The following is a 26,103-nucleotide window of genomic DNA, read 5'->3' as shown; positions in this document are numbered from 1 at the left end:
GAGCGCTTTCGTGTCGTCGCCCGCGCGGCGCTGGCTTGAAGGATCGGCGCGATGTGGTTCAGCCTGAACGCAAAAATCGAAGGCCGACGTGCAAAGACGCCTCTCGATTGTGACAATCGGCCTGACCATAGTGCCCCGGAACGGAGGCGTATCCGCATGTCTGACAAGCAGGCCCGAAAATTCGACAAGCTGATTGAGACCCACAAACTGGCCAAGCAGGCGCGAAAAATCGCTGCTGCGGCGAGGGGCGAAGTGAGAGGCGTCGACGGTCAGAGCGGACTCGCGTCGGCCCTGGCGAGCCCGGCCGGGACCAAGGCGGTGGAAGCCGAATTGGAAGCCCTCAAGGCCGAGCGCCGCGCGCTGAAGAAGCTTCATGCCTTCGCCGTCAAGCGCCTGGAGCGATCCATCGAGGATGCGAAATCTCAGGCTACGAAGTCGAAAAAGGCGAAGCGCGGACAGGCCAAGTCCTCGGGAAGAGCGCCAGACGCGACAGAAAAGGCCGAGAGCAAGTCCGGGACGGGAGATTCGAGCAAGAAAAGCGGCGCGCGTCGACGCGCCAAGCCCGCGCTGGCGACCGACGCTTCTGCGCCGCTCACCGCCGTGAAATCCTGACGCCCGGCGCACCGGCCCTGGCCCGAAACCGGCCGCTCATTCGCTGATGACGACCCGAGCCGCGGCGCTTCCTGTCACCAAACTGAGACAAGAATCCGCTTTGTCTCGCGCGATGAGCCTAGCGGAGACGCCTCCCATGAGCCCGACCACGAAGGTCCGTTCCCTCTTCCTGTCGGACGTGCACCTGGGCACGCGCGGGTGCCAGGCCGAGATGCTCTTGGACTTTCTGAAGCATCACGAGGCTGAGACGATCTTCCTGGTCGGGGACATCATCGACGGATGGCGGCTCAAGGTGAGCTGGAATTGGCCGCAGGCGCACAACGACGTGGTGCAAAAGCTATTGCGCGCGGTGCGAAAGGGAGCGCGCCTCATTTACGTTCCCGGCAATCACGACGAGTTCCTGCGCGATTACGTCGGCTCCAACTTCGGCGGCATCGACATCGTCGAAGAGCACGTCCATGTCACGGCCGACGGAAGACGCATGCTGATCCTGCATGGCGACAAGTTCGACATCGTCGTGCGCAACGTGAAGTGGCTGGCTCTGCTCGGCGACTGGGCCTACGACCTCGCGCTGTTCCTGAATGTCCATATCAGCCGCGTTCGCCGCCGCATGGGCCTGCCCTATTGGTCGTTCTCGGCCTGGAGCAAGGCCAAGGTGAAGACGGCGGTGAACTTCGTCAGCGCGTTCCAGGAGGCGGTGGTCGCGGATGCGCGGAGACACGGCGTCGACACCGTGCTGTGCGGCCACATCCACCAACCCGTCGTCGAGACGATCGGCGATGTGCACTACGTCAACACGGGCGACTGGGTGGAGTCCTGCACGGCTGTGCTGGAGCACATGGACGGGCGGCTGGAACTCGTTCGCTGGATGAAGCGCGACACCAGGGCTGACGTCGAAGACGCAGCCACCGCCCGGCCGCTGGCGCTCGCGCCGGCGGCATGACCCTGGCGTCTAAAGAGCCGCCAGGCTGACATTGTCCAGGAAGCTGCGGCAGCTCTCCGTCATGGTCGCGCCTTGCGCGTAGGCGCGGCAACGGTCCCGCGGGATCGCCAGCGCAGCGAGCGCGGCGGCCCGAAGGTCCTCATCCAGCACGCCGCATCCGGACGTTCCGAGCACGTCGCGCGGGCCCGTCACCGGATAGGCCGCCACCGGCGCGCCCGCCGCCAACGCTTCCAGCATCACGAGGCCGAAGGTGTCGGTGCGGCTGGGAAACACGAAGACGTCGGCTGACGCGTAGGCGTCGGCCAGGGCTTGCCCGGACAGCATGCCGAGGAAGCGCGCATCGGGGAAGCGCGCCTGCAAGGAGGTCCGGGCCGGGCCGTCGCCGACCACGACCTTGGATCCGGGCAGATCGAGCGCCAGGAACGCGTCGATGTTTTTTTCGACCGCCAGCCGCGCCACGCACAGAAAGATCGGCCCGGGCAGCTTGAGCATCCCGGGCCGGCCCGCAGCGAAGGCGGGAACGTCGACGCCCCTCGTCCACAGCACAAGATGTCCAAAGCCGCGCCCCTGCAACTCGCGCGCGAGCGCCGGGGTCGCCGCCATGGTGGCCACGGCAGGTTTGTGAAACCGGCGCATCGCCGCATAGGACCAGGACAGGGGCACCGGCAGCCTCGCCGCCAGATATTCAGGAAAGCGCGTGTGGTAGCAGGTGGTGAAAGGCATCCCGTGGCGAATGCAAAAGCGCCGCGCCATGAAGCCGACGGGGCCTTCCGTCGCGATGTGGATGGCGTCCGGCTGAGCCTCCCGGATCGCGCGTGCGATCGCGGACGGCGTGGGCGCCGCCAGACGGATGTCGGGATAGCCGGGCATCGGCGCGGAGGCGAAGCGCTCGGGTCCGACGACGCTGATGGCGGCTCCCAGGCGAGGCGCCTCCGCGACGAGGCCCTCCAGGGTGCGCACCACGCCATTGATTTGAGGCCGCCACGCATCCGTGGCGATCAACACCCTGAACGGCCCGCCCTCCCCGGCGGATCGCGCCGAAACGGACGCAAAGCTTCGAGGCTGCGGCGGTGGGGCGGAGGACAAGGCGAGCGGCAGGTCGAGCATGAGCGAGGCTTCCGGCTGGACGCGCCCGCACCAAATCCGACCCGCGCTTCAGTTTCATGACAAGGACGGGCGGCGACGCCGCATCGACCCGCTACTGCGTCAGGCCGAGAGCTGTGCGAAGCTCCGCCCGGGCGGCGGGGTAGTCGGCCCTGAAGTCCGCATTGGCCATGATGGCCGCCGCCAGGGCCGAGCCTGTGCGAAAGCCCGCTTCGATGTCGGCCCGGTAGTGCAGGCCGGCGACAATGCGGCTTTCGGCGTATTCTTCCGCCCTTGACCAGATCTCGTCGCGCTTCTCCGGGGCCATCATGGTCAGGATCACGGCGACAGCCGTCACCCGCGTGGTATGGCCGGACGGGAATGACCCACTCTTGCTCGCCTTGGCGAGCGGCTTGATCTGCGGGTTCGCCAGATAGGGCCGGACCCGGCCGAAGAACGGCTTGGCGGGATCGACGGAGGCGTCCTCACTCTCGCCCACGCGGCCGAACAGATGCGCCGTCCGCGGCAGAACCTCCGGCTTGAAGTCCGGCCCGAAGACCCGCGCATACATGTCGAAGACGGTCTCCTCGCCATCGGCCGCCGCCAGGGCGATGCGCTCGGGCGAAGCCGCCTTTTGCACCGCCAGCACCTCCGCCTGCTGAGCCTTGTCGGCCTCCGACCCGGCCTGGACCGGCCGGGGCAGGAAAACCCGAAGGTCGATGTCAGACGCCGTCACATAGGGAGCCTCGCCGGCGACGGCGGGGGAAACGAAAAGGACGAAAGCGAGCGCTATGCGCGTAAACATGGCCGTGTCTCCAATGGCGTGGTGACAGAAGCCGTGGCGCATTACGGTTTGATGACGGTTCGTCAGTGCTGGCGCGTGAAGGCCCCAAGCGTTGGGACGCCTTAGAGCCTCACCATCTCGCCGTCTTCCTTGGTGAAGCTCTCCGGCCTGCGGTCCAGCACGTCCAGGACAGCCTCCGAGGGGCGAGAGAGCTTCACACCCTTGGGCGTGACGACGATGGGCCTGTTCACCAGGATCGGGTGCTCGATCATCGCGCTCAGGACCTTGTCGTCGGTCGCGTCGGGGGCCAACAGCCCCAAGGCGGCGGCCGGCGTTCCCTTCTCGCGAAGGATGTCGCGTGGGCGAGCGTTCATGGCCGCAAGCAGCTCCTCCAGCTGGGCCCGGGTCCAGCCCGTCTGGAGATAGTCGACGATGGTAGGTTCGTATCCCGCCGCCCGGATCAGGCCCAGCGTGTTGCGGGACGTGCCGCAGGCGGGGTTGTGATAGATCGTGATCGGGAAAACGGGCATGCGCGATACTCCTGTCCGAAGAGCCAGCCGCAGAGCGCGGTTGCAGCGCCGGCGCCCACGAGCTGGACGATGATGAAGGCCGGCGCGGACGGCCGGCCCCAGTGGCAAGAGTGTTGCCCAGCAATGGCAGTCATGCGAGAGCCAGCTTCATGCGGTCCCAAGGGGACCGCTGCATTTGCGCCGTGCTCATGCGTCTCTGCCGCGGCGTAGTTTCGGGACGAGCCGCGTCAGCCCCAGGCCCTGGAGATCGATTTGGCGCGCGGTGATCCGATCCTGCGTGTCCAGCGCCGATTTTCGGATGTTCTGGTCGAGATGATGTAGATAGCGGCCGACGGCGTCGCGCCGCTCCGGCGTGGGCGCAACCTCCTGCACGCCGACCAGCGCGGCCCTGAGCCGACGCATGACCTGGACCGAGCTTGCGCCGAATTGGCGGATCTCGTCGAAGGACAGCGCCAGCATGTCGTCCCAACTGGGCAGCGGGATGAACAGCCGCGGGACGCCGTCGACCCCTCCCACCCAGACATTGTCCAGATGGAGCCGAGCCAGCCGGCGCAGGAGATCGTCGATCTGGTCCAGAGCCTGAACCGCCGTCGTCGGGTCGTTGATCGCGGGCGACAGCGCCTTGATGGCGATGTCCACGAGCAGCCGCAGCGCCCATTTGGGATCCTGGTCGAAGGTTCTCTCCCGGCCAAGTCCAATGGCGCGGCGCATGGCGGGTTCGTTCACCTCGGGCGCATCGCCGGCCGAAGCGGCGTAAACATGCAGTATGGGGCTTTGGTCCACGAGCGTGTCGCCGACGCCGCACGCCATCACGAAGACGGCGTCGGCGACTTCGGCCTCCTCGACCAGCCGGCGCACGTCCAGCCGTGTGATGCTGCGCGGGCTACCCTGGAAGAGCAACGTGCGCACGGGTGGACCCAGCGCGGCCATGCGCTGGGTCTGCTGGTCGTCCTCCGGACGGCTTGGCGCCCCGTAGACTGATCCGGGAGACGCCAGCACGTCCCGTCCCTGATCTCCGATCAGGCACAGGACCTCGGTGATCTGCAGTCCCGACAAGCTCTGCACGAGCATGGCGAAGGCCAGCATGCTGGCGACCAGCAAGACGACCACCAGCATGGTCGAGATCAGGGGCGCGGAGCCGCTTCCCGCCCGATCGGTCCACATCAGGTCCGCCAAGGCATAGGCGAAGGTCGCCATGAAGACGCCGAGCGCATGATAGAGGCCCGGCCGCGACGCGAACCAGAGGACCAGGCGGGGCGAGTAGGCGATGGCGCTGAACTGCACCATGACGAAAGCGATGGAGAAGACGATCGCCGTCATGGCCAGCATGCCGGACGCCGTGGCCGACAGGAACGCCGTGGCCGACGCCGCCGACATTCCGTGCACCAGTCCCGGAGCCCAGGCCTGTTCGAGGCGAGGGACGACCATGGCGGCCCCCACGCTTGCGGCGGTGTAGGCGGTCGGGATCAGCCAGAGGCGCATGTCAGGACTCTGGCGCAAGCGGCGAGCCAGACGGCTCGGGAGGCGCGGCGAGATCAGGCTCCGCCCGCCGCCATTGCTCGACCAGAATGGTCACGCTGACAGTCAGGACCCAGAGCGGGAACAGGAACAGCGTCCACGACGCCGATTGGCTCAACATGAGCACGGCCAGCCCGAGGCCATACCCCAGCAGCGCCGTCCATCGCGAGGTGAAGCCGGTCCGGACGATCAGCGAGGACGCCGTGAACATGAACACGGCCGCCATCTTCATGGCGTAGACGCTGGTCAGGTCGAAGGCGAGCGCTCGCGCCAGCCGGAATGTCGGCCCGCCCAGGAAGCCAGGATCCTGCGCCGCGAAGACGATGGCGCTTGTGGCCGCCGCGGCCACGAAGAGCAGCCCGACGAAAAGAACGCCGCTCCCCAGGAACACCGTCGCGAAGAGCTTGTCCTCATCGGGGCCGAGGCGGTCCCGCAGCACGCCGATGAACCAGAGGAAGGCCACCCCCGCGACCGGGATCAGCTGGAGCGCGAAGCCCACCGCGTGAGCCTTCTCGCGCGCCCAGGCGCCGGTGTCGCCAGCCCGGGGCTGGAGGGAGTGCAGGAGGATGGCGAAGGCGACCAGGATGACGACCGCGAACACAATGCCCGCCCAGGCCGCCGCGCGGGGCGTCTTCAATCTGGCGGGCGTGCGCTCGACCATGTCCGACACCTCTGAGCGAAGCGCGAGCGTCGATGGCGCGGGCGCAAGGAGCGGAGCCGCCGATGCGGCCCCGCCTGGAGGCTGCAGCTCGCATCCGCTAGGGGCTGCGGTAGTAGACGGCCCCATAGGCGTCCACGACCTGCGCGCAGCCGGGCGCGTAGTAGCCGGAAGCCCCATAGGCGGCTGCTCCCGCGGCGCCCACCGCGACCGAGCGGCGGGTGGTCCTGCGCGCCACGCCAGCGTAGCTCATGGGCGTCATGGGGCGCCCTATCCGGGCCTCGGCCGATGCCATCCATGAGCCGCTCGCGAGCAGGCGCGGACGATCCGCCACGAGGAAGGCCGCGCATCCGATGAACCCGGCCACGATGCATTTCGACAGGAAGATCATTCGCCGTGTCATCGCGCCGTCCCCTCGCTCACTGCGGGAGGCACTTCGTCCCATCCCGCCGCTTCCTTCATTTCGACCCGTTTCGCGTCGCCCGGCCGGAAGGCGAAGGCATCCGGTTGGGCGGCGAACCCCGCTTTCCACTCCTTGATGCGGAGCGTGTATTGCGGCGCGCCGGCCACCATCTTGCTGGTGATGACGTATTTCCTCGGGACCGGGCTGGAGCCAGACTCAACCCAGAGCTGCCAGTCCACTTCGGGACCTCGGAAGGCCAGGTGCTCGCACTCGACGCCATCGACCACGCCCTGCCCGATATGCTTGCCGTCGAGGACGTCCGCGCTCATCTGCTTGAACATGTCGGCCAAGAGCAGGTCGGCCCCCGGGGCATCGACTGCCAACTCGGCGCGGAGCTTGTCCACGAGACCGTCGATGGCGCCCGTGAACGGCGTCTGCACATAGGCGTTCGCGTTTTTGCCGTGCAGGGTGACCATGGCGCCGTCGAACACCAGTTCGACATCCGAGTAGCCGCCCTGCCGTGACAGGCGCAGCTTGTCGGGTCGGTTGAGCAGCGCCTCTCCCGAGCTTGCGAACTGGATCTTCTGGAGCGACGGCGTCACGATCTCGATGTCGCTGTCGAATTTCATCGAGATCGTCTGCTGCTTGGCCATGTAGTCGCTCGTCTTCTTCAGCAACTGCATGGCCTCTTCATCCGACCAGGCCGGAGAGGCCAGCCCCGAAAGGAGCCCCGCTCCCAGCAAGACCGTGGCGACGCGCCAGGCGCGGGAAGCCCGTCGCGCTGTCGGGAATGTGCCCGCCATGTCGATCTCCTTTGCGATGGACGCCATCCAGGGTTGGGCCGGCGTCGCCGACACCAGGCAGCCGTGGAACGAAGCGAGGGAGCGATACGGCCCCTCGGCGCCGTTCAGGCTGTCCCACGAACCCAGAATGCCACGGTGGCGGCCGGTCGATCCTGACGCATGTCAAAGTGCGGAAAAGCGGACCAGGCGTCTCGCGGATGCGCCTGCGGCGGCGGGCCTACAACCGCTTCCTGAGCGCTTGGCCCAGAACGCTTGGCCAGCTGTCTCCGTCCGGGCGCGCGCGCCATGATCCTTCCGCCGAGGCCTGGGCTTCACGGTCGAAAGGGGGCGCCCTGCCCTCCCGCTTGGGGCCCGCCCCGGACGGCTCCGCGTCCGCGCGGGATATCGCTCCCAGGGGTCGGCCGATCGCTTCGGCCACTTTGGCCGCCAGATCGCCCCGAAGCTCGAAGGCCATTTCGGGCTCGGAGATCGGATAGCGTTCGGTCCACAGGACTTCGCCGGTTGGCGCGTTGACCAGACGCGCCGTCAGATTGCCGCCTCTGGCCGAGGTGGAGACGCTGCCCTCAATCGCGTAGCGCACCCGAAAGCGGGACGATGCCGCGCCGGCCTCCCCCTCCGCAACCTGGCGAGCCGCCTGGCGGCCCAGGATGCGGAGCTCGCCGGATTTCGCCAGGCGATCGATGAGGTCTTCCGAGACGTCCTGCGCGATCCGCCTCGCGCGCTCGTCCCCCTGCGTGCTGACGAAGGGCGTCACGGCGACGAGCGGCTTGCCTCCCGGATCGTTCGCGCCGATCGACGGCCCCCTGGCGATCCAGATCGCGAGCGTCGCAGTCGCCAGAGCCGAGACGAACGCGGCGGTCGCCGCCGCCCGCAGGCGGGAGCCATCCCGCGCCGAACGATCCGCCCGCGGGATCGCCGTGACGCTTGCGGAACACTCCTCGGCGCCGGCGACGGAAAAGCCGCTCTCCAGGCCGTTCGCGTCCGCGACCTGCTCGGGCTCGTCGTCCCCAGGGCGGCAGGCGTCAGCGCGGAGCTCGAACATCGGCACATATCCGCCGCGTGGGATCGTGATCAAGACCGCGTCGTCGTTTCCCGCCGAGTGGTAGTATCGCTCGAGCGCGCGCCGCAGCCGCCCTGCCTCGATGCGCACGACGGGATCGATCTGCGGATCGAAGGAGGACGGTCGGTCGAACACCGCCAGCGCGATCGAGTACGCCTTCAACCGCGCGTCCTGGCCCGCCAGCTTTTCGGAAACGACATAGCGCAGGAAACGCTTGAGGCGCTCGGATCGGCGAAATTCGGTGCTGGCGCAGATCGTCTCCACGCAGCGCTCGACGAGGTCGCAGTCCAAACCACCGAGCTTCGTCGTGACACCAGACAACGCCGCCTCCCTTTATCCATTGCAGGATACGGTACACGCAGGCAAAGTCATCGTGTCATTGGATGAATTACCAAGTCAAATAGGACTAGTTCACCTGAACCAGACGAAATACTCCTGAAAAGTCTCCCGATACTGATTTATGTCATTGCGCCATCGCGCGAGCAGACATCAGAAGTCCCGCTGAATTCGGAACCTCGCGATGACTTGATCGCCTGTCTTCCGGACCCAGTTGCGTGGATCTGTGCTGATGGTGCTGTAGACGCCGCCTTGGCCAGCTTCGGCGCGGACGTAGTTCAACTCCGCGCCGATGTCGAGATTGGCGACAGGAGACCAGATCAGGTTCGAGCCGATGCCCCAGTAGCGCCAGTCCCGATAGGGATTCCCGCCGTTGTAGGCGAGGCTGAACCCATTCGCCGCGTAGAAGGCGCTGTTGCCGAAGTCGATGGACATGTAGGTGGCGAAGAGAGACTGCCGGACTGTCGGAGCCCAGTAGTGCAGCGCGGCCGCCGTCACGCCCCCGATGCTGGTGAGCTTGAGATCCCCGGGAGCCGCCCCCGCCACGATGGCGTCCGGCATGCCCAGATTCCCCACGCCGCCAATGCCCCAGCCGGCGGCTTTGCCCAGGCCGAAATAGTTGCCCATGATGTAGGAGCTGGCGCCGTGGGTGTAAGTGCCCTGCAGGTAGAGCGCATCGCCGGAGGCGATCATGGGGAGGTTGAACTTCACGCCGGCGTTCAGCGCATAGCCGTACTCGGTCGAGGGCGCGAAGCCCTGAGGCGTGACGCCGCTGGCGAGCGCCGTCTGCTCGCCGACCCTGACCTGATGAAGCGCACCTGACAGCTGAGCCGCGCCCCATGAGCCGTCGTAACGCAGGAGGGCCACAAGGTCCGGCGCGCCGGAGCCCGTGTAAGCGTAAGTCGGAGCCAGTCCGGGCACGGGCGTGACCGCTGTCGCGATCGCGTTGCGCGCCTCCACCGGATCCTCGATCGCCACGGTGGCGGAGAAGCCTGAGCCGAGGGTGGCGGTGTAGGCCAGCAGGTTGGTCAAGTCATTGAGCGAGGACTGGCCAGCCGTGATGCCCACCCATTCCAGGTCGCCCTGGTAGAATCCGAAGAACGATTGGCTGCGCCCGGCCGTCAGGCCGCCGAACTGGATGAAGGCTCGATCGAGTACGACTTGGGTTTGGGCGGTCCCATTGTAATCCACGCTCGTGCCCGTGAAGGCCGTGCCGATGCGGGCGGCGGTGCCGCTGTAGATCGTACCGTTGCGCCGGGCGACGTCGAGCCGCACGAAGGCTCGCAGCAGGCCATACTCGGTCGCGGTGCGGGTGTCTGCGTAGATCCGGCCCAGCCCGCGCGTCCCGGTCTGATCGTCGTTGCGCGTGTAGGGCGTCTGCATCTGGAATTCGTAACGGATGCGACCGCCGACCCGGATGCATGTGTCCGTACCCGGGATGTAGAAGAAGCCTGCTCCATAGGTTGAGCAGACGCGCACGTACTCGACGGGTTCGGCCTTGCGCGCGGGGAGGTCCGCTGCCATCAGCGGAGTTGCGGACAGGATGCCGACAGTCGCCGCCAGTTTGAAACTCGTCGCCATGCCCGCCCCACCTGCAACGCCGACGGGAAGACCTTCCGCCGGTCAACACAATCCTGTCGACCAATCCTATGGAGGATTCGACCGGCCCGAAAGCACACGGATGCAACACCTGCTCGAAATATTTCCATATTGCATCTTTAGATTGCATATAACGATGCATCAGCCGCCGCCATGTCTCTGCGGCAGCGGTACCCAACGGGGCAGCGCTCGTTGCGGGCGGCGTGCAGGACGAAGAACTGGTCGATGCGGGGCGCCGCCATGGCCATGAGCGCCTCCCTGATCTTCGGGCCGGGATGGAGCGGGAAGTATCTTACCGTATCGGCGGGACGGACGCGGGGCGGGATCACCCCTGCGACCGCGTCAAGCCGCCTCCTACAGTAAGATACTCCAAGCCGCGCGCGAGTGGCCGCATGCTGTCTCGATGAACTCGACCGCCTTGAGCGAGCCGCCGATGCACAAGAGGATCGTCGCGATCGCAGCGGCCTTTGGCGCGGAACGCCGCGCCGCGGAGCTCTACGCGCACAGCCCCGGGTTCCAGACCCTCTGCGATGACCTGGAGGAGGTGATCCGGCTGTCGGAGACGCTCCCGCAGACGCCCGAAAACGCCGCCGCCCTGGCGGAATGCGATCGCCTCGTGGCCGAGCTCGTGGGCGAGCTGCGGGACTATGTGAAGCACGCGGACGAGCATCTGGGGCGCGCGACGAAGCGGACCGGCAAGGGCGCCAAGACCGGGCGTCAAGACTGAGCGCAGGGATTTGGCGCCGGTGGATTTGGCGCGGAACCTTGGCGCGGGTCATCGGCGAAGGCGTTCGATCGCGCCTGCCTTAGGCGGCCGCCGATGGCTCAGTGGCCGCCGCTGAAGATGAGGCTCTTGATCGGCAGGATCAGGGCCTGGATGCGCAGCAGCAGCGCATGGACGAGCCCGACGGCGTCCACGCCGTGCAGAACGAACCGCTGGAACGAGCTCAGCTCGCCGTTCTTCAGCTCCTCGTGGTGGCTCGTATAGGCGTTCGCCACGCAGCTGCTGCCCGGCGTGACGTCCTCAAGGCCGTTCTCGAACAGCGGATCGAGGCGCACCAGCATGGTCCCCGGCTTGGCGACCTGCTGGGCGTCGATGAGCTGCTCCCCGCCGCGGAACTGGCCGGCGGCGATATAGTCCTGCACGTCGGTGACCACCATCGGGATGATGGTCCAGGGCTTGGAGATGCAGGACGCCTCGGCCACCATGCCGGGCCGGATCACCTGGGCCTCGATCTGGCCGAAGCCCGCATAGAGCGCGCGGCGGCCCGCGCCTTCCGGGATGAGCACGCCGGCGGGGCGCATGAACGGGTTGACGATATCGCCCACCTGCAGCGCGAACTGCTCGACGCGGCCGCTGACGCCGGCGCGGATCACCGTCTTGCTCAGCTCCACCTCCGCCTGGGCCAGCGCCGCCTCGGCGCTCGCCTTCTGGGCCGGCAGGAGCGTGGAGACGCGCGTCTCGACGGCCTTCTTGGCCGCCTGGGCCGCATCCACCCCGCCCTGGCGGGTATCGACCAGGGTTTGCAGCTTCTCGATCTCGCGCCGCGCCACGATGTCCGCGTTGCGGCGGTTGAGCTCCTGCTTGGTGCGCAATTCGTCGAGGGCCTGGTCATAGGCGCCCTGCGCCTGCGTGATCTGGCCTTCCGCTGCGGCCAGGTCCGCCTGCGCCATCACGAACTGGGCGTCGATCTCGGCCACCTTGCGCCGCGCCGTCTCCGCCTCGGCTTGCTGGCGGGAGTTGTCGAGCCGGAAGATGGGCGCGCCCTTCGCCACCTCCTCGCTGCCCCTGATGAAGATCTCCGCCACGCGCCCGTTGGCCTCAGGCACGATCGGCACGGTGCGGAAGAAGGCGGTCACGTTGGTGGTGGCCGGATGGTTGTAGAAGACGGTCGTGATCAGCGCGATCGTCAGCATCAGGCAGCCGACGAGTCCCCAGCGCAGCTCGAACCAGACGGAGAAGAGATTGATCTCCTTGCCGAGCCGCTTGCCCTGCGCGAACCGCCTGTACAGGTAGTCCGGGAGGATGGTCAGCAGCGAACACAGAATGAGTTCGAGCATGTCTCAGCCCTCCGCAGGCTTGAGGGGGCGCTCCGCGACCCGCTCCCGGTCGTCGACGGGAGCGGGGATCTCCGGCACGCCCTTGCGCTCGACGGCGTCGGCGGCGTCCGCCCCGGCATCCGGAGCGATCCCGGCCATCTTCTCCAGCGAACCGGCCATCCGGCGAAGCGGCGACCCCCAGTCGGGAAGGTCGACCAGGGCCAGCAGGAGCCCCGCCACCCAGAAGATGTGCTCGTGCGTGAACAGCGCGAGGAGGCCCAGCACGGCCACGATCTCAAATTGCAGCTTCTGCGACTTGTGAGCCATGCGCTCCGGCAGCGTGTGGATGCGCAGGAACAGCAGCCCGACCCCAAGCACGGCGAAGAGAAGGAAGATCCCGGTTCCCACCATGAGCAGGTCGGTGTCTCCCGGACCCGTGATGAAGACCGGCAGGTCATGCGGGGCGGCTGGGTTGACGGCGACGGACACGGGGCTGCCTTTCGTCTGGTGCAAAGGGCGCTGCATGACGGCCGCATTGGTCCCGAGGCCGCAGCGCTGGCGTGCCTCCTGCTACCACCCCCGTCGCCCCGGCGCAGGTTAGTTACAGTAAGATACTGGCGCCCCACGTCGCCCATCAGCCTAGTATTCCTGGTTCCCTTCCGGGGCGCGGGCGCCGCGCAGCAGGCTCGTCGGAGATGGGCATGATCCATCGAGGGCCGCCGAAACGTTGACGTTACCGGCGCGCGATCGCCTTGGACCGACGCGTCGCGATTGGAGGGACTGCCGCATGCGCAGACGCACCTTGCGCCTTCTCGTTCTTGGCGGGGCCATGCTCTGGACCGGTTCGATCGCCCACTCGGAACCTGCGAGCACGCCGAGCGCCGGAGGCGCGTTCATGAGCTCCTACGGCCATCGAGAGTGGGCGCAATCCCCTCCCCCGTCTGGGAGGCCATCGCAGTATGGCGGCGGCGGCCGGCGCTCGCCTGGAGCTGACGGTTCCGCCGCCCGCATGCGGGGGCCGCGTGAACTCCGGAGATAGCTGCCGCTCAGCCCCCCGCGCCCTTCACGCCTCTTCCGGCGGGCGCACATGGCGGAACATCCACAGCAGAAGAAGGTCGTAGGCGATCTTCAAACTCCCGCAGATCACGAAAGGCCAGGCCTCGTAGCCGGCCGCGTAAAGAGCCCCGGCGAGCGCCGGGCTGGCGGCTGAGGCGAGGCTGCGCGGAACGGAGGTGACGCTTGCCGCCGCCGCGCGCTCGGGCGGCGTGACGACGGCCATCACATAGGAGGAGCGGGTCGGCACGTCCATCTGCGACAAGGCCGAGCGCACCAGCAAGAGCGCCAGCGCGAGGTCTAGGTTGGGCGAGAGCGCCGCCCCAATCAGGCACAGGCTCGACGGGATGTGGGTGAACACCATCGTGTTGACGAGCCCGACCCGGCCCGCAAGCCAGGACGCCACCGGGAAGGAAAAGGCCGCCAGCACGCCCGACCACAGGAAGAAGAACCCGGCCTGCGAGAGCGACAGCCCAAAGCGGTTGAACAGCCACAGCGCCAGCAACGACTGCACTGCGAAGCCGCCGGCGAAGGAATCGATGCAAAACACGGCGGCCAGCCGATAGACGACGCCCTTCGAGGGGCCAAGGGGAGCGCTGACCTTGCGCGGCTCGCCCGCCGCAGCGGCGGGAATCCCACGATAGATCAGGGCGGCGACAAGACCCAGCCCCGCATAGGCGAAGAACATGGCCTTGAGCGCCGTCAGGGTCGAGACGCCCCACGACGCCATCGCGTCGGGGGCGGCGGCGGCGAAGCCGCCCAGCGCGCCGGCGAGCGCGCCCACGAGGCTATAATGCGCGAACGCGGCCGTGCGCTCGTCGTCCTGCACCGCGTGGGACAAAGCGGCGTGCTCCAGCGGAACGAAGATGCTGACGCTGCCGGCGGACGGGTTGGCCGTGCCCGCGAAGGCGATGACCAGGAACACCGGGAAGGAGTCGGCCCCCATGAAGGCGAGGCCCGTGGCCCCCATCAGGGCGGAAGCCATGATCAGGAGCGCGCGCTGGTCGCGCCGCCCGCCGAGCCAGCCGATGGCCAGGGTCGTCGCCGCCGACCCCAGCAACGCCGCCGTGGCCACGACGCCGATCTCCAGCGCCCCAAGCCCCCACACGGTCAGGTACACGGGCAACAGCACGGCCACGAAGCCGTCGCCGAAATCACGGACGGCTCGCGCAGCGTAGAGGCGCACCGGAACGCGCGACGGCGGCGAGGGCCGGACCGGCTTATGGTCCTCGCGTCGCGCGTCCCGAACCAGCGCCATCAGATCGTCCGCCCTCTACAAGGATCGCGATCGCCAAGCCTACCACGAGCGACGGGGACGGCCCGACGCCGTCTGGACGCCACAGGGGCGTCGCAGGTCAGCGCGCACGGGCGCCGGAGCACCGTCTCAGCGCTCGGCCTCCACCCATGCTCCGCCGGCCGCGGCGGAGCGCAGCGCCGCGTCGACGAACGCCACCCCTGCAAAGCCATCCTCAATCGTCGGAAAGGTGACGGCGGGGTCGAGCGCCGTCCCCGCGCGGCGCGCCAGGATGGCGTCGGCGACTTCCGAATAAAGCGTGGCGAAAGCTTCCAGATAACCTTCCGGGTGGCCGGCCGGGATGCGGTTGACGCGCTGGCCGTCGACGTTCATGGCCGCCGTCCCGCGCCCGATGAGGCGCGGCGCTTCGCCCAAGGGCGACCAGGTCAGAACGTTGGGCTGGTCCTGGCGCCAGTCGATCCCGCCCTTTTCGCCGAAGATGCGCAGCCGCAGGCCGTTGTCGTTGCCAGGCGCCACTTGGCTGGCCCAGATCGTTCCCCGGGCGCCCTCGGCGTAGCGCAACAGCACCTGGACGTTGTCGTCCAATCGCCGGCCCGGCACGAAGGTGGTCACTTCAGCGAGCACCTGCGCGGGCGCGAGCCCGCTGACGAAATGGGCGAGCTGGTAGGCGTGGGTCCCGATGTCGCCGATGCAGCCGCCCGCGCCCGAGCGGGCCGGATCGGTGCGCCAATCGGCCTGCTTCTGGCCGGTCTGCTCCAGCGGGGTGGAGAGCCACTCCTGCGGGTACTCGACCTGGATCACCCGGATCGCGCCGAGTTCGCCGTCGCGGATCATCCGGCGGGCGTGCCGCACCAACGGGTGGCCGGTGTAGTTGTAGGTCACCGCGAAAACACGGCCACTGGCATTGGCCTTGGCGCGCAGGCGGCGCGCTTCCTCCAGGGTGGCGGTGAGTGGCTTGTCGCAGATCACGTGAACCCCGGCGTCCAGGAACGCCTCGGCGGCCGGCGCGTGCATGTGGTTGGGCGTCACGACGGCGACGGCCTCGATCCCGTCCGGCCGCGCCGCCTCGGCGCGCGCCATCGCGGCGAAGTCCGGGTAGGAGCGGTCCGGCGCCAGGCCCAGCGCCTGGGCAGAGCGCACCGCCCTGTCAGGCGTGGACGAGAGCGCGCCGGCGACAAGCTCGTAGCGATCGTCGAGGCGGGCCGCGATGCGGTGGACGGCGCCGATGAAGGCTCCCTCCCCGCCGCCCACCATGCCGAGGCGGATGCGGTGACTGGCCATCACTCCCTCCCCAGCCCGAGCATGCGCCGCGCCTGCGCGGGATCGGTCGCGCCGCCGGCGAAATCGTCGAAGGCCTTGTCGGTGGCCCGGATGATGTGGTCGCGGATAAAGGCCGCGCCTTCCCGGGCGCCATCCTCGGCGTTCTTGAGGCAGCACTCCCATTCCAGCACGGCCCAGCGATCGTAGCCGATGGCTGCGAGGCGCGAGAAGATCGCCTTGAAGTCGACCTGCCCGTCGCCCAGCGAGCGGAAGCGCCCGGCGCGATCCAGCCAGGGCTGGAAGCCCGAATAGACGCCCTGCCGGCCCGAGGCGTTGAATTCGGCGTCCTTGACGTGGAAGGCGCGGATGCGATCCGCGTAGATGTCGATGAAGGCGAGGTAATCCAGCTGCTGCAGCAGGAAATGCGAGGGATCGTAGTTGATGGCGCAGCGCGGATGGTTTCCGGTCGCCTCCAGGAACATCTCGAAGGTCGCGCCATCGAATACATCCTCGCCGGGGTGGATCTCGTAGCAGAGGTCCACGCCCGCTTCCTCGTAAGCGTCCAGGATCGGCGTCCAGCGCCGTCCCAGCTCCGTAAAGGCGGTCTCGATCATCCCCGGCGGCCGCTGCGGCCAGGGATACAGGAACGGCCAGGCCAGCGCGCCCGTGAAGCTGACGCTGCCGGTCAGGCCGAGGCGCCGGGACGCCATGGCGGCCTTGAGCATCTGGTCCACCGCCCATTCCTGCCGGGCCTGCGGCTTGCCGTGCAGCGCCGCGGGCGCGAAGGCGTCGAAGGCTTCGTCATAGGCCGGGTGCACGGCCACGAGCTGGCCCTGCAAATGCGTCGACAGCTCCGTGATCGCCAGGCCGTGGCTAGCCGCCACGCCGGCGATCTCGTCGCAATAGGTCTGCGACTCGGCCGCCTTGTCGAGGTCGATCATGCGCGGATCGAAGGTCGGGACCTGCACGCCCTTGTAGCCGAGACCCGCGGCCCAGCCGCAGATGGCGTCGAAACTGTTGAAGGGCGCGGCGTCGCCGGCGAATTGGGCCAGGAAGATCGCGGGCCCTTTCATGGTGGCTGGCATGGCTGTTCCCCTCAGGCCGCTTGGCCGCGCCAATAGGACGCCGCCTCTTCGTCGGAGAGCGGCGCCGGCCGCTCCACGCGCGACTCGATGCGGATCGCCCCGCCGCCCTCGCCGGCTTGCAGGATCGCGTGCATAACGTCCAGCACATGCGACGCGAAGGCGCCGGACGAGCGGTGCGGCGTTCCATGCAGCACCGCGCTGGCGAGGTCGGCGAGCCCGAGGCAGCGGTAATTGGCGCGGTCCGGCAAGTTCGGCGCCCAGTTGGGCGAGCGCCAGTTCGGCTTGCCGTAGAGCCGCGACGAGGAATCCAGCACCTGCCAATCCTCGCCGCGCGCCGTCACCTCGACGACGCCGCCGAAGAAGTTCGGGTCCGGCGCACGGAACGAGCCCTCCGTGCCGTAGAGTTCGATGGGCGGGTGGCCGTGCTTCCAAACGTCCCAGCTCATGGAAAAGACGAGGTCGGCGCCCCCCACGAAACGCAGGAGCGCCATCACCGTGGTGGGTGTTTCAACCGTGATGCGGTCGCCTTTGCGCGGCCCTTCGGCCGAGACGACGCGCTCGGCGAAGCCGGTGGAGGACAGCGCCTGCACGCTGGCGACCGGACCGAGCAGATTGCACAGCGCGCCGAGGTAGTAAGGCCCGATGTCGAGGATCGGCCCGCCGCCGGGCTTGAAGAAGAACTCGGGGTTCGGATGCCAGTGCTCCATGCCGTGGGACATCAGGAAACATGAGCCCGCGAGGACGCGGCCGATCTGACCGCTGTCAACCGTTTCGCGCGCCAGCCGGCCGCCGGCGCCCAGAAACGTGTCGGGCGCGCAGCCGAGCTTGAGGCCCCGTCCGTCGGCCTCGCGCAGCAGGTTCCGGCCATCCTCGGCCGAGACGCAGAGCGGCTTCTCGGTAAAGACGTGCTTGCCGGCCGTCAGCGCCGCGTGGCTCACCGCGAAATGGGCGTTGGGCGGGGTGAGATTGAGGACCACGTCCACTTCCGGGTCGCGCATCAGCGCGTCGATCGTGAGCGCCCGGGCGCCAAACTTTTCCGCCTGCGAGCGGGCCAGCTCCGGCGCGAGATCGGCGCAGGCGACGAGCCGCACGCCCCGGAACGAGGGCATGTTCTGCATGTAGATGGTCGAGATGACGCCGCAGCCGACGACGCCGACACCAAGCTCCCGCATGGGTTTTCTCCTCAGCGCCAGGATGCGACGGTGGTCATCGCCCGGCGAGCGAACCGGGCGACGTCGTTGGGCTTGTCGTGCTCGGCGACGAAGAGCTTGACGCCGACCTCCTGCAAGGCGGGCACGATCGCGCCCCAGTCGAGGACGCCGTGGCCAGGATCGGCCCAGCCGTCCTCGTCGACGCATTCGCCCTGCGGGGCGATGTCCTTGACGTGCACGGCCTCGACGCGGCCGGCGTAGCGCTTCACCTCGGCGATGGGATCGGCTCCGCCGCGCACGATCCAGGCGAGATCGGCCTCCCACAGCATCTCGGGCGCTTCCTCGAGCAGGACGTGGAGGAAGAAGCGGCCATCGGCCGCCTTGCCGTACTCGAAGTGGTGATTGTGCCAGCCAAAGCGCAGGCCCTCGCCGGTCACCGCCTTTCCGATCCGGTTCAGTTCGCGCCCGAGCGCGGTCCACTCCGCCTCGCCGCCGTCGCGCTCGCCGGGGGGCGGCGCGGGAGCGTAGATGGTCTCGATGCCAAGCCCGCGGCAGAGCTTCACGGTCGCGACAGGGTCGGCGCGCAGGCGGTCCATGCCGACGTGGCAGCTCGGCGCCTTCATGCCGTGCTCGTCGAGCTGGCGCTTCAGCCTGTCGGGGTCGCCAAGCAGGCCGCCATAGGGCTCGACCTTGCGATAGCCGAGGCCAGCGAGCAGTTCGAACTGGGCTTCGAGCGGCTCCACCATGCGGGCCGAGTAGAGCTGGAAGGAAAGGCCGTCGAGGGGCGTCATCAGGGGAGTCCTTTCAGGTCGGATCAGAGGCGGCGCCCGGAGGCGGCGTCGAAGATATTGAGCTTGTCGGGAGGCAGCCGGATCGGCACGGCGCCGCCGGCCTGGACGTCGGCCTCGGCCGGCAGGCGCATGGAGATCGGGTGGGCGCCAAGCCGCAGCCAGGCGAGTTGGTCGGACCCCATCGGCTCGATCATCTCAATGGCGGCGCTGAGATCGCCGCCCGCCTCCACGTGCTCGGGGCGCACCCCAAGCTCGATGGGCGCGCCGGGCTGGAGGCGGTCGGCGAAGCCGTAGCCCTGGAGCGGCGTCGCCACGCCCTCGGCGTGGAACCAGGGCAAGCCGTCGCGCACCTCGTAAGATCCCGGCACGAAGCTCATGGCGGGCGAGCCCACGAAGGAGGCGACGAAACGGTTGGCCGGGCGGCGATAGATCTCGTTCGGCGTGCCGAGCTGCTGGATCACGCGATCCTTCATCACCGCAATACGATCCGCGAGCGTCAGCGCCTCGATCTGGTCATGCGTGACGTAAATCATCGTCGCTGCAAGGCGATGGTGCAGTCTCTTGATCTCGACTCTCAGCTCGGCCCGCAGCTGAGCGTCGAGGTTGGAGAGCGGCTCGTCGAAGAGATAGACGCCGGCGTCGCGCACCAGCGCCCGGCCGATCGCGACGCGCTGGCGCTGGCCGCCCGAGAGCTCGGCGGGGCGACGGTCCAGCAGCTCGGTGATTTTCAGCATCGCGGCGGCGGCGGCGACGCGGGTCTCGATCTCGGCGGCCGGCATCCGGGCCACCTTGAGGCCGAACGACATGTTGCCGCGCACCGTCATGCGCGGATAGAGCGCGTAGGACTGGAACACCATCGCGATGTCGCGGTCCTTGGGCTCCTCCCAGGTGACGTTGCGCCCGCCGATCCACACCTGCCCGGCCTGGACGTCGATCAGCCCCGCGATGGCGTTCAGCAGCGTGGACTTGCCGCAGCCGGACGGACCCAACAGCACCAGGAATTCGGACTGCGCGACCTCCAGGTCGAGCTTCTCCAGCACGCGGACGGAGCCGAACGAGATCTCGACACCGCGGATGGAAACGTCGCAGCGCTTGATCATGGTCAGCCTTTCACCGCGCCGGAGGCGATGCCGCGGACGAACCAGCGTCCGGACGCGAAATAGACGACGAGGGGCACCAGCGCGGTCAGGATGGTGGCGGCCATGTCGACGTTGTAGGCCCGCTCGCCCTGGGTCGAATTGACGATGTTGTTGAGCTGCACCGTCATCGGCAGGTTCTCGCGCCCGGCGAACACCAGCCCGAGGATGAAGTCGTTCCAGATGCCGGTGACCTGCAGGATCACGGCGACGATGAGCATCGGCGTCGCCATGGGCAGCATCACCGACCAGAAGATGCGGAAGAAGCCTGCGCCGTCGACCCGCGCCGCCTTGAACAGCTCGATCGGCAGCGAGACGAAGTAGTTGCGAAACAGCAGCGTCATCGTCGGCAGGCCGAAGATGGTGTGAATCACGACGATGCCGGGGATCGAGTTGTTGATGCCGACGAAGGCGAAGACGCGCACCAGCGGATAGATGAAGATCTGGTAGGGCACGAAGGCCACGATCATCAGCGCGCCGAACAGGACGCCCGCGCCCTTCACGCGCCAGAAGGACAGCGCGTAGCCGGTGAGCGCTCCCACCGCGATGGAGGCGATCACGGACGGCACCAGGATCGCCACCGAGTTGAAGAAGCCGACGCTGATGCCGTTGCAGCTGAGGCCCGTGCAGGCGGACGACCAGGCCTTGATCCACGGCTCGATGGTGGGCGCGTGCGGCAGGGAGAGGATCGCGCCGGAACGGATCTCGCCCATGTCCTTGAGCGACGTGACCACCATCACGTAGAGCGGCGTCAGGAAGAACAGAGCCGTGATCGCCAGGAAGGCGTAAAGGCCGACCCGGGCGGGGGTGAGCCGCCTCGGGCGGGCGCCGCTGGGCTCCAGGGCTCGCGGGGCGGCGGGCGGATTTGGCCAGGCCGGCTGCATGCTTTCGGCGGGCGCGGTCATGCGTGCGCCCTCCCCGTCCGGCGGCTCTGCCAGTAAAGCCAGGGCCCGACCACTGCCGCGACTGTGATCAGCATGGAGGTGGCGGCAGCTGTCGCGAGGCCAAGATTGCCCCGCTCGAACAGGTGGTCCATCACGAACTTGGCCGGCACCTCGGACGCGACTCCCGGCCCGCCATTGGTCATCGCGACCGAGAGGTCGTAGAGCCGCACCACGCTGGTGGCGAGCAGCACGGAGGCGGTGGCGAAGCTCGCGCCCAGCATCGGGATGACGACCGAGAGATAAACCCGCCAGGGCGGCAGGCCGTCGATGCGGGCGGCCTTCCAGATGTCCTCGTCGATGCCGCGCAGGCCCGCCAGCATGATCGCCATGACGAGCCCGGCGGCGTGCCACACGGCCGCGAAGACGAGCGTGTAGATCACCATGTCCTGGCGCACGATCCAGTCGAAGCGGAAGTCGGCGAAGCCCAGATCGCGGCCCATCTTCTCGATGCCGAAGGTGGGGTTCAGCAGCCACTGCCAGACAAGGCCGGTGACGATGAAGGACATCGAGAACGGGTAGAGGAAGATGGAGCGCAGCAGGTTCTCGCCCCGGACGCGCTGATCGATCGCCACCGCGAGCAGGAACCCGAGAGCGATGCTGGCGAGCATGAACAACACGCCGAACACCGCCAGATTGCCGACCGAAACCTGCCAGCGCTCATTGGCGAACAGCGCCTCGTATTGGCGCAGCCCCACGAAGTTGGAGCTCGGCAGCATCCGGGACGACGTCATGGAGATCCAGATCGTCCAGGCCGTACAGCCCACATAGACGACGAGCAGGATCGCCAGCGCGGGGGTCAGCCCCAGCAGGGCGGCAAAGCGGGACGCGAGGCGAGGCCTGATCACGCGCATGGCGGTCCTTCCACGGCGCCGGGCGCCTGGAGCGAACGACAGGGGTCCGGCCCGCCCGGATGGCGGGCCGGGGTGCGGCAGATCAGATCTGCTTCAGGGCCGCCGCGAACTTGTCGGCGAACACGTCCGGGCTCTGGGCTGGCGTGTTCCAGTAGGAGGAGATCACATCCTCGACCGCGCCGGTCACCGACGGGGGCGTCAGCAACTCCATGGCGGGCGCCTGCTGCGACTTGTCAGCCGCCATCTTGGCGCCCTTCTGGGCGCAGACGTCCATCGAGCTCACGTCCACATCCGTCCTGACCGGGATCGAGCCCTTCTTGGTGTTGAAGGCGATCTGAGTCTCGGGCTCCAGCATCATCTTGGCCAAGACGACCTGAGCCTTTTGGGCGACCGGATCCTTGGTCTTGGGGAAGGCGAACACGTCGCCGCCCATCACGTAGCCGCCGCCGGCCTTGCTCAGGATGGTGCAGCCATATTCCTTGCCGGCCGTCTGGCCTGCGGCGATGAACTCGCCCTTGGCCCAGTCGCCGTTGACCTGGAAGCCCGCCTTGCCCTGGATCACCAGCGTGGACGCGTCGTTCCAGTTGCGGCCGGGCGCGCCCGGATCGACGTAGTTCCGCAGCTTGCCGAAGGTCTCCGCCACGGACTTGAAGGCCGGGCTTTTCACGGCGGACGCATCCTTCTTGCCGTACACGCTCATCCACAGGTCCGGCCCGCCCTGTCCGATCAGCACGGCGTTGAAGAGGTTGCGCTCCCAGGTCTTCTGGCCGCTGAAGGCGAGCGGGATCAGTCCCGCGGCCTTGATCTTGTCGAGGATGGGGAGGATGTCGTCCCAGGTCTTGGGCTCTTCGGCCCCGACCTTCCTGAGCACCTCGGTATTGTAGAACAGCCAGTTCTGGCCGTGGATGTTCACCGGCACGGCGAACATCTTGCCGTTTCGGGTTGTGGCGGCCAGGATCGGACCAGGGATCTTATCCTTCCACTTCTGCTCGGTCGCGATGGCGTCGACGTCGGTCAGAAGGTCGTTCTCGACGAGCTCGTCGAACTGCTTGCCGGTGTTGAACTGCATCATGGTGGGAGGCGTGCCGCCGACGGTGCGGTTGATGGCTGCGGTGCGGGCGTTGGCCCCGCCCGCAATGGCGGTGTCGATCCAGGTTCCGCCGGCCTTCTTGAACTGCTCGGCGAAGACCTTCACGGCGGCGGACTCGCCGCCCGAGGTCCACCAGTGGATCACCTCGGCCTTGAGCTCCTGCGCTGCGGCCGGCTGCGCCGAGAGGGCGGCCCCGGCCAGCGCCAGGGCGGTAAGGAGAGTGGTCGGCGCACGCCGATCCCGCGACTTGAACACCATGGCTGCTTCCTCCCAGGACGCCGTCTTGCATGCGGCGCGTTTCGATTTGTAATCGATTACATTTTTTTCTAGAGTGCCATATGAGAGGCGCGTGTCAAGCGCCTCGGCCGGGGTCGCGGACCGTCGGCGTCTTGCGTGAAGGGCTGGGACGGAGGATGGACGAGCGGGTGGCGCGACCGAAGATCCGGGACGTGGCGCAGCGGGCCGGCGTGTCCACCGCCACGGTCAGCCGCGCCCTCGCCAGCCCGGACCAGGTGAAGGCCAAGACCCGCGAAGCGGTGATGAAGGCCGTCCGCGAGACCGGATACGTGCTCAATGTCGCGGCCCGCAACCTGCGCACCAGCCGTACCCACGCCGTGCTTGCAGTCGTGCCGGACGTGTCCAACATCTTCTTCTCGCAGGTGCTTCACGGCATCTCCGACCTGCTGCGGTCCGCCGGCTACAGCCTGATCATCGCCGACACCGGCAACGATCCCGCCCGCGAGCGGGACCATGCCGATTTCGTCCGCGCCGGGCGCGTCGACGGTCTGCTTTTGCTCAATGGCCGGTTGCTGTCCAAGCCGGACGGAGCCCAGATCGTCGTGCCCACCGTCAGCCTCTGCGAGCGCATTCCCGGTTCCGAACTGCCGCATGTCGAAACGGCCAATCGCGAGGCCGCGCGCGCCATGACGGAGCGCCTGATCGCCGACGGCCACCGCCGCATCGCCTATGTGCGCGGGCCGGCCGCCAACGTGCTGGAGCACGACCGTTTCGCCGGATATCGCGACGCCCTGCTGGCCCACGGCCTGACCTTGGACGACGCGCTGGTCCGGCCCGGCGACTTCTCCATCGCGGCGGGCGAAGCCGCGGCCAGGGCGCTGCTCGCGCTTTCGGCAAGGCCCGACGCCGTGTTCGCCTGCAACGACGCGATGGCGATGGGCGCCATCCGCGCTTTTGTCGGGGCGGGCCTGTCGGTCCCCGGCGACGTCTCGGTGGCGGGTTTCGACGACATCGAGTTCGCAGGCGCCTATAACCCGGCCCTCACCACCGTGCGCCAGGCGCGCGGCGAGATCGGCGCCCGCGCCGCCGCCATGCTGGTCGACCTGATCGAGGGCCGGACCCCTCCGGCCCGGGACGTGCGCTTGCCCGCCGAGATCATCGCGCGCGACAGCACCCGCCGGCGCTGACCGAGCGTCTCAGCGCTGGGGACCCGCGCGTTCCGCTGACGCGGCCCACAGATTGACGCCGCCCTCCACGGCGTAGCGGTCGATCTCGGCGAGTTCCTCGGCCGTGAAGTCGGGATGGCGAAGCGCGGCCACGCAGTCCTCCACCTGTTCCGGCCGGCTCGCGCCGATGAGGGCGGACGTGACCCGCCCGCCGCGCAGCACCCAGGCCAGGGCCATCTGGGCCAGGGTCTGTCCGCGCCGCCGTGCGATCGCGTCGAGCGCGCGCGCCCTCTCGATGTTCTCCGGCGTGAGAAAGGCCGGCCGCAACGATTTGCCCGCCGCGGCCCGGCTGTCCTCCGGCACGCCGTTCAGGTACTTGCCCGTGAGCAGGCCCTGCGCCAGCGGCGAGAACGCGATGCAGCCGATCCCCTCCCGGTCGAGCGTGTCCAGCAACCCGTCGTCCTCGATCCAGCGATTGATCAGCGAGTAGCTGGGCTGGTGGATCAGGCAGGGCGTTCCGAGGTCCCGGAGGATGCGGACCGCATCGCGACAGCGCTGCGAGTTGTAGGACGAGAGGCCGACATAAAGCGCCTTCCCCTGGCGGACCACGGCGTCGAGGGCGCCCATGGTCTCCTCCAGAGGCGTATCCGGGTCGAAGCGGTGGGAATAGAAGATGTCCACATAGTCGACGCCCAGCCGCTTCAGGCTCTGGTCCAGGCTGGAGATCAGGTATTTGCGGCTGCCCCATTCGCCATAGGGCCCGGGCCACATGCGGTAGCCGGCCTTGGTGGAGATGACCAACTCGTCCCGAAGGCCGGCGAAGTCGGTCCGCAGGATCTCGCCGAAATGGGCCTCGGCCGAGCCGGGAGGCGGACCGTAGTTGTTGGCCAGGTCGAAATGCGTGACGCCTAGATCCAACGCCTTGCGGCAGATCGCCCGCGCCCGATCCTGCGGCTGGTCATGGCCGAAATTATGCCAGAGGCCGAGCGAGATCGCCGGCAGCATGAGCCCGCTGCGGCCCACGCGGTTATACCGCATCCCGCTCTCATAGCGCTCTGCGAGCGGTTGGTAGCCCATGGCGATCTCCTGTGCGCCGTCCGATCCGAAGGGCGCTCATCAAATACGCCCGCCCGGCAGGCGGCAACCCTGCCCAGCCGGGGCAGGATGCTAGAGCACCTCATAGGCGAAGAAGGCCGCGATCGCGACGACGCTCACGAGCCCGACCATGAAGCAGAGGTCGGCGGCCCGCTCCAGCCGCACGCCGAGCCGGTGAGGCCTGCCGGTTCGAATCGAGGCGTAAGACATGACGGCGCTCGCCAGGAACAGGATCGACGTCAGAGCCGCCAGCTCGTCCACGCTGCTGGGGCCGGTTCTGGCTTCGATGATCTTCACCAAGCCGACCAGCGTGGTGCAGATGCCAATCATCGTGCCGGAGGTCGGCAGGATGTGACGCGAGAGGCTCGCATCCGGAGCCCCCTCGACTTGCCGGGAATTCGTCTCTTTCATCACGGCCGCCGCTCCCTTCCTCGTCTGCGCCAGCGTCTCAGCGCACGCAGGCGACCCGCCGATGCTTCCGGCCGGGTCGAGACTAAGGGCGGCCGTCGAGGCGATCAAAGCCGACGCCGAGCGCACACCCGGGCCAAGCCGGTCCCGTGCGGCTGCCCCTCGTCTCGGATGTCGCTCAGGAACCTGACCTTCGCGCACCGATTGTGCTA

General features: G+C 68.0%; 26 protein-coding genes. 4 read left to right on the top strand and 22 right to left on the bottom strand.

The annotated features are described in order from the left end of the window. Positions 1 to 156: 156 nt before the first annotated feature. Both ABEG18_RS08095 and ABEG18_RS08090 read left to right on the top strand, forming a co-directional pair. The gene (locus ABEG18_RS08095) at positions 157 to 612 is read left to right on the top strand and encodes a hypothetical protein (RefSeq protein WP_406857563.1); all 456 of its coding nucleotides are present in this window, start codon (positions 157 to 159) and stop codon (positions 610 to 612) included. Positions 613 to 748: 136 nt separating this feature from the next. Next, the gene (locus ABEG18_RS08090) at positions 749 to 1,555 is read left to right on the top strand and encodes a UDP-2,3-diacylglucosamine diphosphatase (RefSeq protein WP_406857562.1); all 807 of its coding nucleotides are present in this window, start codon (positions 749 to 751) and stop codon (positions 1,553 to 1,555) included. A 9-nt stretch (positions 1,556 to 1,564) separates the two neighbouring features. Here the strand turns inward: ABEG18_RS08090 and ABEG18_RS08085 are convergent, their stop codons facing one another. From ABEG18_RS08085 to ABEG18_RS08045, 9 genes are all read right to left on the bottom strand, one after another. Beyond that, a complete protein-coding gene (locus tag ABEG18_RS08085) occupies positions 1,565 to 2,560 on the bottom strand; it encodes a glycosyltransferase family 4 protein (protein ID WP_406857561.1) in 996 nt (331 codons plus the stop codon). 193 nt (positions 2,561 to 2,753) lie between these two features. Next, the gene (locus tag ABEG18_RS08080; RefSeq protein WP_406857560.1) at positions 2,754 to 3,443 is read right to left on the bottom strand and encodes an acid phosphatase; all 690 of its coding nucleotides are present in this window, start codon (positions 3,441 to 3,443) and stop codon (positions 2,754 to 2,756) included. Between the two features lie 101 nt (positions 3,444 to 3,544). After that, a complete protein-coding gene (gene arsC, locus ABEG18_RS08075) occupies positions 3,545 to 3,952 on the bottom strand; it encodes an arsenate reductase (glutaredoxin) (protein WP_406857559.1) in 408 nt (135 codons plus the stop codon). 186 nt (positions 3,953 to 4,138) lie between these two features. Continuing rightward, positions 4,139 to 5,434: a DUF2254 domain-containing protein gene (locus ABEG18_RS08070; protein WP_406857558.1), complete on the bottom strand. Its 1,296-nt coding sequence runs from the start codon at positions 5,432 to 5,434 to the stop codon at positions 4,139 to 4,141. Position 5,435: 1 nt separating this feature from the next. Then, positions 5,436 to 6,131, bottom strand: a complete 696-nt coding sequence (locus ABEG18_RS08065) for a hypothetical protein (protein ID WP_406857557.1) — start codon at positions 6,129 to 6,131, stop codon at positions 5,436 to 5,438. A gap of 97 nt (positions 6,132 to 6,228) precedes the next feature. Continuing rightward, positions 6,229 to 6,531 (bottom strand): hypothetical protein, encoded by a 303-nt coding sequence (locus tag ABEG18_RS08060; RefSeq protein WP_406857556.1) that lies wholly within the window; start codon positions 6,529 to 6,531, stop codon positions 6,229 to 6,231. Next, entirely contained in the window at positions 6,528 to 7,334 is an 807-nt protein-coding gene (locus ABEG18_RS08055) for a DUF2092 domain-containing protein (RefSeq protein ID WP_406857555.1), read from the bottom strand. The genes ABEG18_RS08060 and ABEG18_RS08055 overlap by 4 nt, the downstream gene beginning before the upstream one ends. Positions 7,335 to 7,551: 217 nt before the next feature. Then, the gene (locus tag ABEG18_RS08050) at positions 7,552 to 8,715 is read right to left on the bottom strand and encodes a hypothetical protein (protein WP_406857554.1); all 1,164 of its coding nucleotides are present in this window, start codon (positions 8,713 to 8,715) and stop codon (positions 7,552 to 7,554) included. Between the two features lie 168 nt (positions 8,716 to 8,883). Continuing rightward, a complete protein-coding gene (locus ABEG18_RS08045) occupies positions 8,884 to 10,311 on the bottom strand; it encodes a porin (RefSeq protein WP_406857553.1) in 1,428 nt (475 codons plus the stop codon). Positions 10,312 to 10,762: 451 nt separating this feature from the next. Here ABEG18_RS08045 and ABEG18_RS08040 point away from each other — a divergent pair, with 451 nt between their 5' ends. Further along, positions 10,763 to 11,056, top strand: coding sequence for a hypothetical protein (locus ABEG18_RS08040; RefSeq protein WP_406857552.1), 294 nt, complete (start codon positions 10,763 to 10,765; stop codon positions 11,054 to 11,056). Between the two features lie 98 nt (positions 11,057 to 11,154). On the opposite strand, the gene ABEG18_RS08035 is transcribed toward ABEG18_RS08040, so the two are convergent. From ABEG18_RS08035 to ABEG18_RS07985, 11 genes are all read right to left on the bottom strand, one after another. Next, a complete protein-coding gene (locus ABEG18_RS08035; RefSeq protein ID WP_406857551.1) occupies positions 11,155 to 12,390 on the bottom strand; it encodes an HlyD family secretion protein in 1,236 nt (411 codons plus the stop codon). A gap of 3 nt (positions 12,391 to 12,393) precedes the next feature. Then, positions 12,394 to 12,858 carry a hypothetical protein gene (locus ABEG18_RS08030; RefSeq protein ID WP_406857550.1) on the bottom strand — a complete coding sequence of 155 codons (465 nt, stop codon included), beginning with the start codon at positions 12,856 to 12,858 and terminating at the stop codon, positions 12,394 to 12,396. A gap of 574 nt (positions 12,859 to 13,432) precedes the next feature. Next, entirely contained in the window at positions 13,433 to 14,680 is a 1,248-nt protein-coding gene (locus ABEG18_RS08025; protein WP_406857549.1) for an MFS transporter, read from the bottom strand. Between the two features lie 126 nt (positions 14,681 to 14,806). Next, positions 14,807 to 15,958, bottom strand: coding sequence for a Gfo/Idh/MocA family protein (locus ABEG18_RS08020; RefSeq protein WP_406857548.1), 1,152 nt, complete (start codon positions 15,956 to 15,958; stop codon positions 14,807 to 14,809). Beyond that, positions 15,958 to 17,022: a sugar phosphate isomerase/epimerase family protein gene (locus tag ABEG18_RS08015; RefSeq protein WP_406857547.1), complete on the bottom strand. Its 1,065-nt coding sequence runs from the start codon at positions 17,020 to 17,022 to the stop codon at positions 15,958 to 15,960. The genes ABEG18_RS08020 and ABEG18_RS08015 overlap by 1 nt, the downstream gene beginning before the upstream one ends. A gap of 11 nt (positions 17,023 to 17,033) precedes the next feature. After that, positions 17,034 to 18,194, bottom strand: a complete 1,161-nt coding sequence (locus ABEG18_RS08010) for a Gfo/Idh/MocA family protein (protein ID WP_406857546.1) — start codon at positions 18,192 to 18,194, stop codon at positions 17,034 to 17,036. An 11-nt stretch (positions 18,195 to 18,205) separates the two neighbouring features. Beyond that, entirely contained in the window at positions 18,206 to 18,964 is a 759-nt protein-coding gene (locus tag ABEG18_RS08005; protein WP_406857545.1) for a sugar phosphate isomerase/epimerase family protein, read from the bottom strand. 23 nt (positions 18,965 to 18,987) lie between these two features. Further along, complete coding sequence (locus ABEG18_RS08000; protein ID WP_406857544.1) at positions 18,988 to 20,064, bottom strand: ABC transporter ATP-binding protein; 1,077 nt, start codon at positions 20,062 to 20,064, stop codon at positions 18,988 to 18,990. Positions 20,065 to 20,066: 2 nt separating this feature from the next. After that, positions 20,067 to 20,984, bottom strand: coding sequence for a carbohydrate ABC transporter permease (locus ABEG18_RS07995; RefSeq protein ID WP_406858565.1), 918 nt, complete (start codon positions 20,982 to 20,984; stop codon positions 20,067 to 20,069). Between the two features lie 17 nt (positions 20,985 to 21,001). Then, positions 21,002 to 21,895 (bottom strand): carbohydrate ABC transporter permease, encoded by an 894-nt coding sequence (locus ABEG18_RS07990; RefSeq protein WP_406857543.1) that lies wholly within the window; start codon positions 21,893 to 21,895, stop codon positions 21,002 to 21,004. Positions 21,896 to 21,977: 82 nt separating this feature from the next. After that, entirely contained in the window at positions 21,978 to 23,243 is a 1,266-nt protein-coding gene (locus ABEG18_RS07985; protein ID WP_406857542.1) for an ABC transporter substrate-binding protein, read from the bottom strand. Positions 23,244 to 23,410: 167 nt separating this feature from the next. On the opposite strand from ABEG18_RS07985, the gene ABEG18_RS07980 reads away from it, so the two are divergent. Continuing rightward, the gene (locus ABEG18_RS07980) at positions 23,411 to 24,409 is read left to right on the top strand and encodes a LacI family DNA-binding transcriptional regulator (protein ID WP_406857541.1); all 999 of its coding nucleotides are present in this window, start codon (positions 23,411 to 23,413) and stop codon (positions 24,407 to 24,409) included. A 9-nt stretch (positions 24,410 to 24,418) separates the two neighbouring features. On the opposite strand, the gene mgrA is transcribed toward ABEG18_RS07980, so the two are convergent. Both mgrA and ABEG18_RS07970 read right to left on the bottom strand, forming a co-directional pair. Continuing rightward, complete coding sequence (mgrA, locus tag ABEG18_RS07975) at positions 24,419 to 25,465, bottom strand: L-glyceraldehyde 3-phosphate reductase (protein WP_406857540.1); 1,047 nt, start codon at positions 25,463 to 25,465, stop codon at positions 24,419 to 24,421. 90 nt (positions 25,466 to 25,555) lie between these two features. Beyond that, positions 25,556 to 25,894 (bottom strand): hypothetical protein, encoded by a 339-nt coding sequence (locus tag ABEG18_RS07970; RefSeq protein WP_406857539.1) that lies wholly within the window; start codon positions 25,892 to 25,894, stop codon positions 25,556 to 25,558. Between the last annotated feature and the right edge of the window lie 209 nt (positions 25,895 to 26,103).

This window comes from Alsobacter sp. KACC 23698, from assembly GCF_045348435.1.
In the GTDB taxonomy this organism is placed as follows: Bacteria; Pseudomonadota; Alphaproteobacteria; order Rhizobiales; family Beijerinckiaceae; genus Alsobacter.
This window is presented reverse-complemented; position numbering and strand designations above follow the sequence as displayed.

Coding starts and splice junctions, on each gene's coding strand:
- ABEG18_RS08095 (WP_406857563.1), top strand. CDS start 157: ATGTCTGACAAGCAGGCCCGAAAATTCGACAAGCTGATTGAGACCCAC.
- ABEG18_RS08090 (WP_406857562.1), top strand. CDS start 749: ATGAGCCCGACCACGAAGGTCCGTTCCCTCTTCCTGTCGGACGTGCAC.
- ABEG18_RS08080 (WP_406857560.1), bottom strand. CDS start 3,443: ATGTTTACGCGCATAGCGCTCGCTTTCGTCCTTTTCGTTTCCCCCGCC.
- arsC (WP_406857559.1), bottom strand. CDS start 3,952: ATGCCCGTTTTCCCGATCACGATCTATCACAACCCCGCCTGCGGCACG.
- ABEG18_RS08070 (WP_406857558.1), bottom strand. CDS start 5,434: ATGCGCCTCTGGCTGATCCCGACCGCCTACACCGCCGCAAGCGTGGGG.
- ABEG18_RS08065 (WP_406857557.1), bottom strand. CDS start 6,131: ATGGTCGAGCGCACGCCCGCCAGATTGAAGACGCCCCGCGCGGCGGCC.
- ABEG18_RS08060 (WP_406857556.1), bottom strand. CDS start 6,531: ATGACACGGCGAATGATCTTCCTGTCGAAATGCATCGTGGCCGGGTTC.
- ABEG18_RS08055 (WP_406857555.1), bottom strand. CDS start 7,334: ATGGCGGGCACATTCCCGACAGCGCGACGGGCTTCCCGCGCCTGGCGC.
- ABEG18_RS08045 (WP_406857553.1), bottom strand. CDS start 10,311: ATGGCGACGAGTTTCAAACTGGCGGCGACTGTCGGCATCCTGTCCGCA.
- ABEG18_RS08040 (WP_406857552.1), top strand. CDS start 10,763: ATGCACAAGAGGATCGTCGCGATCGCAGCGGCCTTTGGCGCGGAACGC.
- ABEG18_RS08035 (WP_406857551.1), bottom strand. CDS start 12,390: ATGCTCGAACTCATTCTGTGTTCGCTGCTGACCATCCTCCCGGACTAC.
- ABEG18_RS08025 (WP_406857549.1), bottom strand. CDS start 14,680: ATGGCGCTGGTTCGGGACGCGCGACGCGAGGACCATAAGCCGGTCCGG.
- ABEG18_RS08020 (WP_406857548.1), bottom strand. CDS start 15,958: ATGGCCAGTCACCGCATCCGCCTCGGCATGGTGGGCGGCGGGGAGGGA.
- ABEG18_RS08015 (WP_406857547.1), bottom strand. CDS start 17,022: ATGCCAGCCACCATGAAAGGGCCCGCGATCTTCCTGGCCCAATTCGCC.
- ABEG18_RS08010 (WP_406857546.1), bottom strand. CDS start 18,194: ATGCGGGAGCTTGGTGTCGGCGTCGTCGGCTGCGGCGTCATCTCGACC.
- ABEG18_RS08005 (WP_406857545.1), bottom strand. CDS start 18,964: ATGACGCCCCTCGACGGCCTTTCCTTCCAGCTCTACTCGGCCCGCATG.
- ABEG18_RS08000 (WP_406857544.1), bottom strand. CDS start 20,064: ATGATCAAGCGCTGCGACGTTTCCATCCGCGGTGTCGAGATCTCGTTC.
- ABEG18_RS07995 (WP_406858565.1), bottom strand. CDS start 20,984: ATGCAGCCGGCCTGGCCAAATCCGCCCGCCGCCCCGCGAGCCCTGGAG.
- ABEG18_RS07990 (WP_406857543.1), bottom strand. CDS start 21,895: ATGCGCGTGATCAGGCCTCGCCTCGCGTCCCGCTTTGCCGCCCTGCTG.
- ABEG18_RS07985 (WP_406857542.1), bottom strand. CDS start 23,243: ATGGTGTTCAAGTCGCGGGATCGGCGTGCGCCGACCACTCTCCTTACC.
- mgrA (WP_406857540.1), bottom strand. CDS start 25,465: ATGGGCTACCAACCGCTCGCAGAGCGCTATGAGAGCGGGATGCGGTAT.
- ABEG18_RS07970 (WP_406857539.1), bottom strand. CDS start 25,894: ATGAAAGAGACGAATTCCCGGCAAGTCGAGGGGGCTCCGGATGCGAGC.